Raw genomic sequence first — 14,694 nt, forward strand, 5'->3', positions numbered from 1 at the left:
GCGTTAGAGTGCGTCCACGCATCAGAGAGCCAGGATGAGCCGCGCCGATTCCCTGCTGATCCCCGGCGACACCTGCTGGCGCATCGACAAGGCCGACCGGGTCGCCTTCCTCGTCGACGGGGCCGACTACTTCGCGGCCGTCAAGGCGGCGATGCTCAGCGCCAAGACCTCGATCTGGCTGCTGGCCTGGGTGTTCGACCCCCTGACCCGCTTCGAGCCCGACCGCGGTGAGCGGAGTCGCGACCCGCAGAACCCCGATCGCCTCGGCCAGCTGCTGCGACGGCTGTCGGCGCTGAACCCGGCGCTGGACGTGCGCATCCTGGCCTGGGACATGCCGCCGCTGATCGCCATGACCCAGCGCTTCCCCGGCCAGCGGGCGAAACAGTATTTCGAGGGCTCGGCGGTCAAGTTCCGCCTCGATGACAGCCTGCCGGCCAGCGCCTGCCATCACCAGAAGGTGCTGGTCATCGACGGGCGCCTCTGTTTCATCAGCGGCGGCGATCTGGGCGCCGACCGCTGGGACACCTGCGATCACCTCGATCATGATCCGGGTCGCCGCCTGCCCTGGGGGGTCAGCTATCCGGCCCGCCATGACGTGGCGATGATGGCCGAGGGGCCGGTGGCCCAAAGCTGCGCCGAGCTGTTCGTCGAGCGCTGGGCCAATTCCGAGGGCGGCCCCCTGCCGATCCCGGAAATGGCCGAGGATTCACCCTGGCCCGAGGACTTCGCCGCCGACCTGGTCGATGTCGAGGTCGCCCTGACCCGCACCCTGCCGCAATGGCGCAGCCTGCCGCACGTCCAGGAGGGCTACCGGCTGCATCTCGACTGCATCGCCTGGGCCCGGCGGACCATCTTCCTGGAGAACCAGTACCTGGCCTCGCCGATGATCGTCGCCGCCCTCTGCCGACGGCTGGAGGAGCCGGACGGGCCGGAGGTCATCGCCATCGGCCCCAGCGCCAGCCCCAGCTTCTTCGACCGCATGACCATGGACAGCGCCCGTTCGCGCGCCATCAACCGGCTGGAGCAGTCGGATCACTTCAACCGCTTCCGCGCCTTTACGGCCCGCACCGTCCACGACCAGCCGATCATCGTCCATTCCAAGGTGTCGATCTTCGATGACCGGCTGTTGCGCATCGGCTCGGCCAACCTCAACAACCGCTCCGGCGGGCTGGACACCGAGGTGGACGCGGTCATCGAGGCGGCGGAGGGCGCCGAGGGGGCGGAGACCCGCCGGACCATCGCCGCCTTCCGCACCATGCTGATCGGCCACTACTTCGGGCGCGGCCTGGAAGAGACCCAGGACGCCATCCGCGACGCCGGCTCGGTGGCCGGGGCCATCGACGCCCTGGACGGCCATCCGCGCCGGCTGCTGCCCATCGACCGCAAGCCGCTCGACCCCCTCAGCCGCTTCGTGTCGAGCTGGGCGCTGGGCGATCCCCTGTCGACGTCCGACGCCTGGCGGCCGTGGATCCGCCGCGACCGGATCAGGCAGGCGCTGGCCTGCCTGCCGGGACCCGTGGAGGAATCTCCACCTCGATCACCAGGGGCAGGTGGTCCGACGCCTTCCGCGCCTCCGGATCGAAAGGCGACTCCACCCGAGTGACCTTGATGCCCGGCGAGACGAAGACGTGGTCGATGCGCATGAAGGGGAAGCCGCTGGGATAGGTCGACATCGGCGCCCCGGACCACAGCAGCTGGGCGTCCTGGATGGCGGCGGCGCAGATTCGGTAGGGCTGCTGGAACGGGGTGGCGTTGAAGTCGCCCATCAGGATGCCGGGCCGGGTGAACTTCTCGTCGGCCATCCAGTCGGCGACCAGGGCGGTGGCCTGCTTCTTCTGTTCCTGCGGCACCAGGCCCAGGTGGGTGTTGATCACCTGCAGCTCCTGGCCGTCGGGCAGGGTGACGGCGATCCACACCGCCCCGCGCGGCTCCAGGGCCTTGATCTTCGGATAGCCGGGCAGGGGCCCGGCCCGCACCAGCCGCTCGGGCAGGGCGGTCATCAGGGCGTCGCCGTAGCGCTCCTCCTCGATATGCATGGCGGCGTTGAAGTGGCTGCGCATCGAGACCAGCTCGGCCAGCCTGTGGGCCTGGTCGACATGGCCGGTGCGCTTGCGGCCGACGTCCAGCTCCTGTAGCCCGACGATGTCCGGCCGCGCCGCCGCGATCACCCGGGCGCAGCGCTCGACGTCCAGCCGCTTGTCGACGCCCACGCAGCGGTGGACGTTCCAGGTCATCAGGCGAAGCTTCATGCCTCGAAGAGATCGCGCGGCGTGTCCGTTGGTTCCGGGGTCATGTCGGGCGTCCGACGGCTCAGGAGGAAGAGGGCGTTCTCGGCCCGCCAGTTCTCGATGCCCTTGGCCGGGTCGATGGTCCGCGCCGGTTTGCCCCGCGCCAGGGCGGCGCAGTGCTCGGCCCGCAGGTCGAGGTCCGCGGTCAGGGCGTTGAAGTCGGCCAGGCTGCAGAGGTGGATGTTGGGCGTCGACCACCACGGCTCGGGCAGGGCCCGGGTCTCGGGCATGCGGCCGCGTTTGAGCAGGCTCCAGCGCACCCGCCAGTGGCCGAAGTTGGGGAAACTGACGATGGCCCGGTCGGCGATGCGCAGCAGTTCGCTGAGCACATGACGCGGGTTGTGGGTCGCCTGCAGGGTCTGGCTGAGGATGGCGTAGTCGAAGGCCCGGGTCGGGAAGGCGTCCAGATCGCGGTCGGCGTCGCCCTGCACCACGGCAAGCCCCCGCGCTAGGCAGGCCGAAACGCCGGCCGCCTCCAGCTCCAGCCCACGCCCCTTGGCCTGCTTCTCGCGGACCAGCAGTTCCAGCAGCTCGCCCTCGCCGCAGCCGACGTCGATGACGCGGGCCCCGGGACGCACCAGGCGCAGGATCTCGCGGAAGTCTTCACGCATCAGTTCCTCCTCCGGTGCGCAGCGACGGGGGAGGGGGACCGCCCGCGTAGCGGGGGGTGGAGGGGGCAGCGCCGGCTTGTCAGGAAAGAAAGCGTTCTGGCGCGACCGATGCAGCCGCGTTCATGGGCGCCCGCATCCGCCGGCGCTGCCCCCTCCACCACCGGGCCTGAGTCGGCCCGGCGGTCCCCCTCCCCCGTCAGGCCTGCGGCCTGCCTGAGGAGGAACTGAACCTGCGCGAACCCCCTCACCACCGAGACCTCACCGAATCGAGGAAGCCGCGCAGGGCCCCGTCCATCACCGGCTCGTCGAGCAGGAAGGCGTCGTGGCCCTTGTCGCTGTCGATCTCCAGGAAGCTGGCCTCGGCGCCGGCCGCGTTGAGCGCCCGGACGATGTGGCGGCTCTCGAGGGTCGGATACAGCCAGTCGGAGGTGAAGGAGAGAACGCAGAACTTGACGTCGACCGCCTTGCGGAAGGCCTGCGCCAGCACCCCGCCGTGCGGCGCGGCGAGGTCGAAATAGTCCATGGCCCGGGTGATGTAGAGGTAGCTGTTGGCGTCGAACCGATTGACGAAGCTGCCGCCCTGGTGGCGCAGGTAGCTCTCGACCTGGAAGTCGGCGTCGAAGCCGAACGACAGGCCGTCGTTCTGCAGCTCGCGACCGAACTTCCGCTGTAGGGCCGCCTCCGACAGGTAGGTGATATGGGCGGCCATGCGGGCGACGGCCAGGCCCTTCTCCGGGCGTACGCCGGCCGCGGCATAGGCTCCGCCGCGCCAGTCGGGGTCGGCCATCACCGCCTGGCGGCCGACCTCGTGGAAGGCGATGTTCTGGGCCGAGTGGCGGGCGGCGCTGGCCACGCAGACGGCTGCTTCCAGCCGCTCGGGATAGTCGGCCGCCCATTGCAGCACCTGCATGCCGCCCATCGAGCCGCCGACCACGGCGGCCAGTTTCCTGATGCCCAACGCCTCGACCAGCATGGCCTGGGCGCGGACCATGTCGCCGATAGTGATGACCGGGAAAGAAAGACCGTAGGGCTGGCCCGTGGCCGGATCGACCGAGCCGGGCCCCGAGGAGCCGTTGCAGCCGCCGATGACATTTGAGCAGAGGATGAACCAGTCGGCCGGATCGAGTGGCCGGCCCGGTCCCACCAGCCGCGTCCACCAGCCCTCCTTGCCGGAGACCGGGTGTGTCCCGGCGACATGCTGGTCCAGCGTCAGGGCATGGCAGATGAGGACGGCGTTGGAGCGCTCGGCGTTGAGCGTGCCGAAACTGCGCCAGGCGATCTCCAGATTGTCGAGTTTGGCCCCGGAATCCAGGCGCAACGGCTGCTTGGGGCCAAAGGCCCACAGCCCCTCATCCTGCGCTCCGATGTCGGTTGAACCGTCCATGGTTCCGATGACCGCGCCGGATGGGGATTGTCAACCGGGCGGGCGGGGTTAGTTAGGCGCATGCATCGCCTCATCCTCCTGCGCCACGGCAAGGCCGAACGCACCGCCCCCGGCGGCGACATCGCCCGTCGCCTGACCGACCGGGGCCGCAGCGACGCCGCCCTGATGGGTCGGGTGCTGGCCGAGCGCGAGCTGATCCCCGACCTCGCCCTGGTCAGCGCCGCGACGCGAACCCAGGAAACCTGGGCGGCGGTCAGCCCGTCCTTCCCCGGCGCCCGCTCGGAGGTGACCCGCGAACTCTACCTGGCCTCCGAAGGCCTGATCCTCGGCCTGGTCGAGGCGCGCGGCCAGACGGCGGGCTGCGTCATGGTCGTCGGCCATAACCCCGGCCTCCACATGCTCAGCCTCTACCTGCTGCGTCAGGCCGGGGCCGGGGCGGCGACCATCGCCCGCGCCGAGGCCAGGTTCGCCACCAGCAGCGCGGCGGCCTTCACCTTCGACGAGGCCGGCCGGCCGGCCTACGACGGCCTGTTCCACGCGGCCGATTTCGGCGGAGGCGGCGGCGAATGACGCGGATCTACAAGCTGGTGTCGCGGGGCGAATGGGACGCGGCCAAGGCGGCAGGGAGCTTCCTCGGCGCGGCGGTCGATCTGGCGGACGGCTACATCCACTTCTCGACCGGCGCCCAGGCGGTCGAGACGGCCGGCAAGTATTTCGCGGGGCTGGCGGACATCCTCATCGTCGGCTTCGACGCCGAGGCGCTCGGCCCCGGCCTGAAGTGGGAACCTTCCCGTGGCGGCGACCTGTTCCCGCACCTGTACGGGCCGCTCGATCCGACCCTGGCGGTGGAAGAGCGGGCCGCGCCGATTGGACCGGACGGCCAACTGATCCTGGGAGCGCTGTCTTGAGGACGAGCGCGGAAACCTCCCTCCCCGAATGGGGAGGGCAGGCCGAAGGCCGGGTGGGGAAGTGGGCCGCCGCACCCAAAGCCCGTGACCGACAGCCCCACCCGACGCGCGCACCGCGCGTCTGCCCTCCCCATTCGGGGAGGGAGGTATGATCCACGACCTCGCCGCCCGCGCCCTGCATGTCCTCGATCCCGAAGACGCTCACGGCCTGACCATCGCCGGCCTCGAAGCCGGCCTCGGCCCCGTCGACCGCTCCCGCCCCGACCCCATCCTCCGCACCACCCTCGCCGGCCTCACCCTGCCCAGCCCCATCGGCCTCGCCGCCGGCTTCGACAAGAACGCCCAGGCCCCGGACGCCATGCTGCAGGCCGGCTTCGGCTTCGTCGAATGCGGCACGGTCACCCCGCTGCCCCAGGCCGGCAACCCGCGCCCGCGCCTGTTCCGGCTGACCGCCGACAAGGCGGTGATCAACCGCATGGGCTTCAACAACCAGGGCCTGGAGGCCTTCGCCGCCCGCCTGGCGGGGCGCCCGCGCAAGGGGATCGTCGGGGCCAACATCGGGGCCAACAAGGACGCGACCGACCGCACCCAGGACTATGTCACCGGCCTGACCCGCCTGTGGGGCCTGGCCGACTACTTCACCGTCAACATCTCCTCGCCCAACACCCCCGGCCTGCGCGCCCTGCAGACCAAGGACGCCCTGGAAGACCTGCTCGGCCGCCTGGCCGAGGCCCGCAAGTCCCTGGCCGGCGAGGCTCCGGTCTTCCTGAAGGTCGCGCCCGACCTGGAGGACGGCGAGGTCGAGGCCATCGTCGCCGCCAGCGCTGACCACGGCCTGGCCGGCGTCATCGTCTCCAACACCACCATCGGCCGGCCGGTCACCCTGGAGAGCCGTCAGGCCAGCGAGACCGGCGGCCTGTCGGGGGCGCCGCTGATGGGGCCGTCGACCTATATGCTGGCCCGCTTCCACGCCGCCAACGACCGGGGCCTGATCCTGATCGGGGCCGGCGGGATCGCCTCGGGGGCCGACGCCTACGCCAAGATCCGGGCCGGGGCCCAGGCCGTGCAGCTCTACTCAGCCATGGTCTACGAAGGTCCGGGCCTGGTGAGGCGGGTCAAACGCGATCTGGCCGCCCGCCTGAAGGCCGATGGCTTCCGCTCCGTGGCCGAGGCCGTCGGCGCACCATGAAATTCCCCATCCGCGCGAACTTGCGCCGCGTTGCGCGGCCTCTCCGCCTGACCTACACCTGACAGCCATGGCCGAGGCCGCGCCGCCGCTCGCGACGAAGACCGCCCCTCCGACACGCCGATGGCTCTGGCCCGGCGGCCTGTCGGCGCGCCTGCTGGTGCTGACCAGCCTGTTCGTCACCCTGGCCGCCCTGTTCGTCCTGCCCGCCGCCCTGGCCAGCTTCGAGGAGCAGTGGCTGCTCGACCGCGTGCGCTCGGCCGAACTGGCGGTCATGGCCACCGAGGTCGCCCCCGACGGCCGGATCACCCAGGACCTGTCGCGGCGGCTGCTGGACGGGGCGGGCGTGGTTTCGGTGGCCATCCAGACCGACGGCATGCGCCGCCTGGTGCTGGCCGCGCCCCGCACCCTGCCCAACCTCTACCTGGTCGACCTGCGCCAGCAGAACCCGCTCAGCTGGTTCAGCGCCCCGTTCCAGACCCTGTTCGGCGGCAAGGGCCGGATGGTCCGCGTCGTCTCCGAGCCGCGGCTGCTGAAGGATTCGGAATTCATCGATATCGTCGTGCCCGACGACAGCCTGAGGGCCGAGCTGATCAGCTACCTGTGGCAGGCGCTGTTCGTCACCGTCTTCTCGGCCATCGTCGTCGGCGGCCTGGTCTATCTGTCGCTCAACGCCTTCCTGGTGCGGCCGATGCAGCGGATCACCCGCTCGATCGAACGCTTCCGGGCCGATCCCGAGGATCCGGCCGCGCGCGTCGAGACCAGCGGCCGCCGCGACGAGATCGGCCGCGCCGAGGCCGAGCTCGAACGCATGCAGTCGGACCTGGTGGCGGCGCTGAACAGCCGCGCCCGCCTGGCGGCGCTCGGCGAGGCGGTGGCCAAGATCAACCACGACCTGCGCAACATGCTGACCAGCGCCCAGATCGCCTCCGACCGGCTGGCGGCGATCGGCGATCCGAAGGTGGCCCAGGCCATGCCGCGTCTGGAGCGGGCGCTGGACCGGGCGGTGACCCTGGCGACCAACGTCCTGGCCTACGGCCGCACCGGCGAGGCGGCGCCGGACCTCAAGGCCGTGCCGCTCCGGGCGGCGCTGGAGGCGGCGGCCGAGGACGCGGCGCTGGAGAAGGACGAGGTGGCCTTGAAGGTCGAGGCCCCGGCCCGGGCGTCGGTCACCGCCGACCCGGACCAGCTGCACCGCATCCTGATGAACCTGATGCGCAACGCCCGCCAGGCGATGGCGACCGTGGTCCGCGAGGAGGGCGGCCAGATCACCGTCAGTCTGGTGAAGGAGCCAGGGGTCAGCATCCTGCGCATCGCCGACAATGGCCCGGGCCTGCCCGAACGCGCCCTGGCCCATCTGTTCCAACCCTTCGCCGGCTCGGCGCGGCACGGCGGTACAGGCCTTGGCCTGGCCATCTCGCGGGAACTGGCCCAGGCGCACGGCGGCGATTTGACCATGGCCGGCACGGGACCGGACGGCACGGTGTTCGAACTGCGCCTGCCGGAACCGGAGAAGCCGAAGAAGGCGAAGGCCTGAAACGGGGACACATTGAATTTCGCTCGCGAAATTCAATGTGTCCCCTCTTAGCTCAGCCCCCAGCCCACCCGCGCGCCTTCGATCACCTCCAGCTTCGCGTACAGCGGCCCCCAGTCATCGGCCTCGGCGATCGGCGCCCAGAGGGCCTCGACCTCGTCGATCAGCATCTCGACCGGCTCGGGCGCCGCGAACATCGGATGGGCCAGGCGTTCGGGCCGGCCGGCCTCATAGCCGGCCAGCAGCCGGCGGAAGTCGCCGAACGCCTCGCCGCCGTAGACCGCCGCCCTCGGCCCAGCCATCGCCCGGGCCTCGTCGCCGCAGAACCAGTCGAAGAAGAAGGGCTCCCAGCGCAACGCCTCGCCGCCTTCGGCCAGGGCCTTGAAGGCGGCGTTGACCAGGTCGATGTCGGTTTCCGTGTCCCGGGACTTCAGACCCAGCCGGCCGATCATCGCGGAGCGCAGCGCGTCGCGGTAGGCCGGGGCGAAACCGTTGAGCGCCTCGATCAGCCGGTCGCTCTCGGCGACCTGCACCAGGCAGCCGGCCAGCTGCTGCAGGTTCCAGAAGGCCGCCTCCGGCTGGCGGCCGAAGCTGTAGAGGCCGGTCTCGTCGAAATAGGCGGCGGTGAAGTTCGGGTCGTTGCGCGGCAGGAAGCGCCAGGGGCCGTAGTCGAAGCTCTCGCCGGTGACGACCATATTGTCGGTGTTGAGCACCCCATGCACGAAGCCGGCCGACATCCAGCGGGCCACCAGATGCGCGGTGCGCGACACCGTTTCCCGCAGCAGGGCCACCGGCCGGTCCGGCTCCCCGGCCAGATGCGGGTAATAGGTCTCGATCGCATGGTCGACGAGCCGGGCGATGTTGTCGGCCCGCTCATGGAAGGCCTGGCGCTGGAAGGTCCCGAAGCGGATGTGGCTGTGCGACAGCCGGGTCAGCACCGCCGAGCGGGTCGGGCTGGGCTCGTCATTGCGCTGCAGGTCCTCGCCGGTCTCGATCAGCGAGAACGCCCGGCTGGTCGGCACGCCGAGCGCCTCCAGCATGGCGGCGGCGAGGATCTCGCGCATGCCGCCCTTGAGGGTCAGCCGCCCGTCGCCGCGCCGCGACCACGGGGTCTGGCCTGATCCCTTGGTGGCCAGGTCGAGCAGGCGATCGGAGCCCGACTCCCGAAGCTGGGCGAACAGGAAGCCGCGGCCGTCGCCGAGGTCGGGGTTGTAGGTGCGGAACTGGTGGCCGTGGTAGCGCATGGCCAGCGGGCCGGGCTGGTTGTCCGGCAGCGGTTCGAAGCGGCCGAAGTGGGCGATCCATTCGGCCTCGCTCAGGCCCTTCAGTCCCACCGAGGCGGCCGCCCGGTCGTGGCGCCAGCGCAGGATGGTCTTCGGAAACTCGGCCGGGCGGACCGGGTCGGCGAACTCCGGGCCCAGGGTCATGAAGCACGGATCGGGGCGGTAGAGGGGGGAGACGGGCATCGACGGTCCAGATGCGGCCGAAAACCGGTGGCCGCAAGGCCGGTTTTGCTTTCGGACGCCGCCGCGCCTTGATACCGCAAGGTCATGACCCAGCGGCCGACCCTCGAGTTCCTGAAGACCGAAGCGGCCTCCGGCGCCGCCCTGGCGCTGGCCGCGGCCATCGCCCTGATCTGGGCCAACACCCCCTGGGCCGACAGTTATTTCCACATCGTCAAATACCCGCTGACCTTGCAGATCGGCCCGTTCGAGGAGACCAAGTCGGTCCTCAAATGGATCAAGGACGGGCTGATGGCCGTGTTCTTTTTTGTCGTCGGGCTGGAGATCAAGTACGAGGTGCTGCGCGGCGAGCTTTCCAATCCGAAGAAGCTGGCCCTGCCGGTGCTGGCGGCGGTGGGCGGCATGGTCGCGCCGGCGCTGGTCTATCTGTCGCTGAACCTCGGCCCGGGCGGACACCCCAATGGCTGGCCGATCCCGACGGCGACCGACATCGCCTTCGCCCTCGCCGCCCTGGCCATAGCCGCGCCGCGCGCGCCGCCGGCCTTGAGAGTCTTCCTGCTCACCCTGGCCATCGCCGACGACCTGGGGGCGGTGGCGCTGATCGGCCTGCTGTTCACCGCCAAGATCAACCTGGTCCTGCTGGTCGGGGCCGGGCTCTGCATCGCCGCCATGGCCGCCTTGAGCCTGTGGAAGAAGGCGCCGCTGACCTTCTACGTGGCCCTCGCCGTGCTGGCCTGGCTGCTGACCCTGGGGTCGGGGGTCAACACCTCATTGGCGGCGGTGGCGGCGGCGATGACCATTCCGATTGGAGCGCCCGGCGAGAAGGGCCGGCTCAAGGGGCTGATGCACGACATGCACCCTTACGTCGCCTGGGCCATCCTGCCGATCTTCGCCTTCGCCGCCGCCGGCTTCTCCTTCTCGGCCCTGTCGTTCGGCGACCTGGCGGCCCCGCTGCCGCTCGGCATCCTGCTGGGCCTGGTGGTCGGCAAGCCGATCGGGGTGGCCGGCGCGGCCTTTCTCGCCATCATCCTGAAACTCGGCGAGCGGCCGACCGACGCCAGTTTGTTGCAGATCCTGGGCGTCTCCATGCTCTGCGGCGTCGGCTTCACCATGAGCCTGTTCATCGGCGGCCTGGCCTTTCATGACGGCGCGGCGGCGACCCAGGTGCAGCTGGGCGTCATCGGCGGCTCGCTGCTGTCTATTGTGGCAGGGGCCCTTGTGTTGCGATTGGCGCCCACAAAAGCGGCGCTTTTGAATCCCGCGTCAGAATAACGCAGTTTTTTGACGCCTCTGCTGTCACATCACCGACACGAGTTGGCCATTTTCCGTTGTGTTACAAGGGATTAATCTTGCCTGAGCGCGTTCAACGACCCTAGGGCACGGGGGTCAAGTTGATAGGGCTTCCTCGGTCCCTTCAGCCTCCCCAAACCCGCGCGGCTGACACCCGCGCGCAAAAATTTTGCCCAGGACAGGACATGAACATCCGTCATCTGCTGCGCGCGTCGGCTTCCGCCGTCGTGCTTTCCGCCATCATGTCGACCGCCGCCTTCGCGCAAGAAGAGCCGGCTCCCGCTGACGAAAACACCGTCGACACCATCGTCGTCACCGTCAACAAGCGCGAACAGAACCTGCAGGACGTCCCGGCCACCGTCACCGCCCTGTCGGGCGAGCTGATGCAGGACGCCGGCGTCAAGGACATCAAGGATCTGCAGATCCTCACCCCCGGCCTGACCGTCACCTCGACCTCGAACGAGACCGTCACCACCGCCCGTATCCGCGGCGTCGGCACGGTCGGCGACAACCCGGGTCTGGAATCCTCGGTCGGCATCGTCATCGACGGCGTCTACCGCCCGCGTAACGGCGTCAGCTTCGGCGATCTGGGCGAACTGGAACGCATCGAAGTGCTGAAGGGCCCGCAAGGCACCCTGTTCGGCAAGAACACCTCGGCCGGCGTCATCAACATCCTGACCGCCGAGCCGGAATTCGAATTCGGCGGCAACGCCGAGCTGACCGCCGGCGAATACGGCACCATCGGCGGCTCGGCCTCGGTCACCGGCCCGATCTTCGGCGACAACGTCGCCGGCCGCATCTTCTTCGCCAAGCGCCAGCGCGACGGCTTCCTCGATGTCGAGACCGGCGACGGTCCGCGCACCTCGGACGAAGACGTCAACCAGGACTTCTGGACCATCCGCGGCCAGATCCTCGCCACGCCCAGCGACACGCTCAGCATCCGCATGATCGCCGACTACACCGAGCGCGACGAGATGTGCTGCCTGGCCACCCAGCTGCAGGTCGGCGATGGCAGCGTCGCCGGCTTCCCCAGCCGCGCGGCCATGGTCAACGCGGTGCAGCCGAACGGCATCAACGCCAGCACCAACGAGAACGTCTTCAGCCGCCAGGCCTACGGCAACCGCTCGACCAAGCAGTTCATCCAGGACAAGGGCTTCTCAGCTGAGGTCAACTGGGACGTCTTCGACGGCATCGCCCTGACTTCGATCACCGCCTTCCGCAACTGGAAAGCCGAGACCGGCCAGGACAGCGACTTCACCGCCGCCGACCTGGTCTACCGTCCGGACGACGGCACCAACTACGTCGAGTTCGGCCAGTTCAGCCAGGAATTCCGCGCCAACGGCGAACTGGGTCCGGTCAACTGGCTGGTCGGGACCTTCTACGCCAAGGAAGACCTCGATAACCGCTCGCGCCTGCTCTACGGCACGGACTACTACGCCTATTTCGCCTCTGGCGTGCTGGGCAACGCTCCGGCCGCCATCGGCCTGCTGCCGGGCACCGTCTACCAAGCCGGCAACGGTTCGGACGACCGCTACGCGCAGACCGACGAAACCTTCGCCATCTTCACCGACAACACCTGGTCGATCACCGACAGCCTCAAGCTGACGGCGGGCCTGCGCTACACCTGGTCCGACAAGTCGCTGACCACCGACTACACCACCACGGGTTCGTCCTGTGATCAGGGTGAAGCGGCGTTCGCGGCCCTGGCGGCCGGCCTGCCGGGCGGCGCGGCGCAGGCGGTGCAGGTCGTCGGCGGTCTCTGCCTCAACGCCCAGAACAACGACTTCGACGCGCTGGGAACCTTCACCCAGGACCGCAGCGAAGAAGAGCTGACCGGAACCCTCAAGCTGGCCTGGGACATCTCCGAAGACGTGATGCTCTATGGGTCGTACGCCCGCGGCTACAAGTCGGGCGGCTTCAACCTCGACCGGGTCAACATCGCCTGCCCGTTCGGCGGCCGGACGACCACGACCCTGGCCGGCCTGCCCTGCACCAACAACACCCTTGCGGTTGACTTCCAGCCCAACCCCGACACCGCCTTCGACGGTGAAAAGGCCGACTCCTACGAACTGGGCATCAAGACCAAGTGGTTCAGCAACAGCCTGCTGCTGAACGCCACCCTGTTCTACCAGGAGTACACCGACTTCCAGCTGAACACCTTCGTCGGCACGGCCTTCATCGTGGAATCCATCCCCGAGCTGACCTCGACCGGCGTCGACGCGGACTTCATCTGGTTCTCGCCGATCGAAGGCCTGTCGTTCCAGGGCGGCGTGACCTACGCCAAGACCGAGTTCGGCGACTTCGACGCGCTCGACCTGCACGATCCGTCGAAGTTCAACGGCCTGTTCCGCCTGCCCGGGGCCACCGCCCCGTTCGCGCCGGAATGGTCGGCCTCGCTGGCCACCAGCTACGAGCGTGACATCGGCGAGTCGCTGACCTTCAAGGGCAACGTCTCGATGAAGTACACCAGCGACTACAACACCGGCTCCGACCTGCACCCGACCAAGGAGCAGGAAGCCTTCACCCTGGTGAACGCCCGGGTCGGCATCGGCAGCCAGGACGGCCTGTGGACGGTCGAACTGTTCGCCAACAACCTGTTCGACAAGGACTACATCCAGGTGGCCTTCAACGGCCCCTTCCAGGTCGACACCAGCAACCCCTACAACGAAGCGCGTGACAACAGCGCCAGCACCTACGACGCCTTCCTCGGCGCCCCGCGGGTCGTCGGCGTGACCCTGCGCAGCAAGTTCTAGTCTCCTAGAACCCGCTGAAGGATCGGGGCGGTCCGGGGCAACCCGGGCCGCCCTTTTTCTATGGGGTCGGAAGCTTCAGACCTCGATCCCGCCGCCGAAACTGCCGCCGCCGATGCCCAGCCAGGGCAGGGCCAACGCCAGGGCCATCAGGAGTTCCAGGATCAGCGCCTGGCGCAGCATCGGGTCCTTCTGGCGGTCGAGCACCAGCGACAGCACCCGGCCCAGCGCCGCGCCCAGCCAGCCGAGCGCCAGGGCGGCGGCCAGCAGGCGGCCGAGGCTGGGGGCGTAGCCCAGGCCCATGGCGGCGCCGGCGTGAGCCAGGATCAGCATGCCGCCGAAGGCCCGCTCCTCGGCCCGGCCGCGGGGCTTGATGGCCTTGGGCCGGGCGATGCGCAGACCGCCCATCACCCCGCCGATGCAGCAGGCGAGGACGGCGATCATGATGGCGAGATTGAGGGTGCCGAGAACGGTCATGGGGCTGGCTTAATCGCTCGGAGGTCGGAGCGAAACCCTCCCTCCCCTTTATGGGGAGGGACAGACCGCGAAGCGGTCAGGGTGGGGCAATCACGGGCAGGGGCGCGCTGCATCCGACTACCCCACCCGTCACGCTACGCGTGACACCCTCCCCATGAAGGGGAGGGATGATCGAGGAATCTCACCCCGGCCAGGTGTGGTGCACGGCCTCGACGTTGCGGCCTTCGGCGTCGAACACGAAGGCGCCGTAGTAGCCGGGGTGGTACAGGGGCCTAAGCCCCGGCGGGCCGTTGTCGGTTCCGCCGGCGGCCAGGGCGGCGGCGTGGAAGGCGTCGACCGCCGCCCGGTCCTGGGCCAGGAAGCAGATGTGGGCCGGGCCGGTGGGGCCGCCGCCCGTGCCGATCCAGAAGCTTGGCTTGCCGGACTGGATGTCCCGCCGGTCGGACGTGTTGCCGTAGCCGCAGACATGGGCCCCGCCGGTCTGCTCGGGGCCGAACTCCATGACCACCGAGATGCCCAGCGGCGCCAGCGCCGCGTCATAGAAGGCCCGCGCGGCGGCGTAGTCGGCGACGTTGATGCCGAGGTGATCAATCATGAGGCGCTCCTTCGCGTGTCGGGGGAATCTAGAACCCGTTTTGGGGCGGATTGCAAAGCGGCGGTGGACGGACTGCCGCAGACGGCTGAATCGATTCGACTCTTCCGTCGTCCCGTTGTCATGGTGCGATCTTAAGGGGTTGTTAAGTTCTGGTTTGAGTGGGGGCGTACCGTTTCATGACGATTGCGATCGCGCCGCCCGCCTGCGC

13 protein-coding genes are annotated in these 14,694 nt (G+C 69.4%); 7 read left to right on the plus strand and 6 right to left on the minus strand.

Features of this window, described 5'->3' with window-relative positions; genetic code table 11:
- Positions 1-34: 34 nt before the first annotated feature.
- On the plus strand, positions 35-1,603 hold the full coding sequence (locus AC1RSK_RS00440) for a phospholipase D-like domain-containing protein (RefSeq protein WP_492904512.1): 1,569 nt from the start codon (positions 35-37) through the stop codon (positions 1,601-1,603).
- Here the strand turns inward: AC1RSK_RS00440 and AC1RSK_RS00445 are convergent.
- From AC1RSK_RS00445 to metX, 3 genes are all read right to left on the minus strand, one after another.
- A complete protein-coding gene (locus tag AC1RSK_RS00445; RefSeq protein ID WP_492904514.1) occupies positions 1,485-2,249 on the minus strand; it encodes an endonuclease/exonuclease/phosphatase family protein in 765 nt (254 codons plus the stop codon). The two genes, AC1RSK_RS00440 and AC1RSK_RS00445, sit on opposite strands and share 119 nt — an antisense overlap.
- A complete protein-coding gene (gene metW / locus AC1RSK_RS00450; RefSeq protein ID WP_492904516.1) occupies positions 2,246-2,899 on the minus strand; it encodes a methionine biosynthesis protein MetW in 654 nt (217 codons plus the stop codon). Before metW ends, AC1RSK_RS00445 begins: the two co-directional genes overlap by 4 nt.
- Positions 2,900-3,143: 244 nt before the next feature.
- Positions 3,144-4,292 (minus strand): homoserine O-acetyltransferase MetX, encoded by a 1,149-nt coding sequence (gene metX, locus AC1RSK_RS00455; protein WP_492905381.1) that lies wholly within the window; start codon positions 4,290-4,292, stop codon positions 3,144-3,146.
- Positions 4,293-4,343: 51 nt separating this feature from the next.
- Here metX and AC1RSK_RS00460 point away from each other — a divergent pair, with 51 nt between their 5' ends.
- The 4 genes from AC1RSK_RS00460 (at position 4,344) to AC1RSK_RS00475 (ending at position 7,914) form a co-directional block, all read left to right on the plus strand.
- A complete protein-coding gene (locus AC1RSK_RS00460; RefSeq protein WP_492904518.1) occupies positions 4,344-4,853 on the plus strand; it encodes a SixA phosphatase family protein in 510 nt (169 codons plus the stop codon).
- Entirely contained in the window at positions 4,850-5,191 is a 342-nt protein-coding gene (locus AC1RSK_RS00465) for a DUF952 domain-containing protein (RefSeq protein ID WP_492904520.1), read from the plus strand. The genes AC1RSK_RS00460 and AC1RSK_RS00465 overlap by 4 nt, the downstream gene beginning before the upstream one ends.
- 148 nt (positions 5,192-5,339) lie before the next feature.
- Positions 5,340-6,380, plus strand: coding sequence for a quinone-dependent dihydroorotate dehydrogenase (locus AC1RSK_RS00470; RefSeq protein ID WP_492904522.1), 1,041 nt, complete (start codon positions 5,340-5,342; stop codon positions 6,378-6,380).
- 67 nt (positions 6,381-6,447) lie between these two features.
- Positions 6,448-7,914, plus strand: coding sequence for a sensor histidine kinase (locus tag AC1RSK_RS00475; RefSeq protein WP_492904524.1), 1,467 nt, complete (start codon positions 6,448-6,450; stop codon positions 7,912-7,914).
- A gap of 47 nt (positions 7,915-7,961) precedes the next feature.
- Here AC1RSK_RS00475 and AC1RSK_RS00480 read toward each other — a convergent pair whose 3' ends face one another.
- Positions 7,962-9,377 (minus strand): protein adenylyltransferase SelO, encoded by a 1,416-nt coding sequence (locus AC1RSK_RS00480; RefSeq protein WP_492904526.1) that lies wholly within the window; start codon positions 9,375-9,377, stop codon positions 7,962-7,964.
- Positions 9,378-9,461: 84 nt separating this feature from the next.
- Here AC1RSK_RS00480 and nhaA point away from each other — a divergent pair, with 84 nt between their 5' ends.
- Both nhaA and AC1RSK_RS00490 read left to right on the plus strand, forming a co-directional pair.
- Positions 9,462-10,646, plus strand: coding sequence for a Na+/H+ antiporter NhaA (nhaA, locus tag AC1RSK_RS00485; RefSeq protein WP_492904528.1), 1,185 nt, complete (start codon positions 9,462-9,464; stop codon positions 10,644-10,646).
- Between the two features lie 203 nt (positions 10,647-10,849).
- Positions 10,850-13,417 (plus strand): TonB-dependent receptor, encoded by a 2,568-nt coding sequence (locus AC1RSK_RS00490; protein WP_492904530.1) that lies wholly within the window; start codon positions 10,850-10,852, stop codon positions 13,415-13,417.
- Positions 13,418-13,492: 75 nt separating this feature from the next.
- Here the strand turns inward: AC1RSK_RS00490 and AC1RSK_RS00495 are convergent, their stop codons facing one another.
- Both AC1RSK_RS00495 and AC1RSK_RS00500 read right to left on the minus strand, forming a co-directional pair.
- Positions 13,493-13,891 (minus strand): DUF4345 family protein, encoded by a 399-nt coding sequence (locus tag AC1RSK_RS00495; RefSeq protein WP_492904532.1) that lies wholly within the window; start codon positions 13,889-13,891, stop codon positions 13,493-13,495.
- A gap of 181 nt (positions 13,892-14,072) precedes the next feature.
- The gene (locus AC1RSK_RS00500) at positions 14,073-14,486 is read right to left on the minus strand and encodes a VOC family protein (protein WP_492904534.1); all 414 of its coding nucleotides are present in this window, start codon (positions 14,484-14,486) and stop codon (positions 14,073-14,075) included.
- Positions 14,487-14,694: the final 208 nt, after the last annotated feature.

The organism is Caulobacter sp. GW821-FHT11A05 (assembly GCF_058809015.1).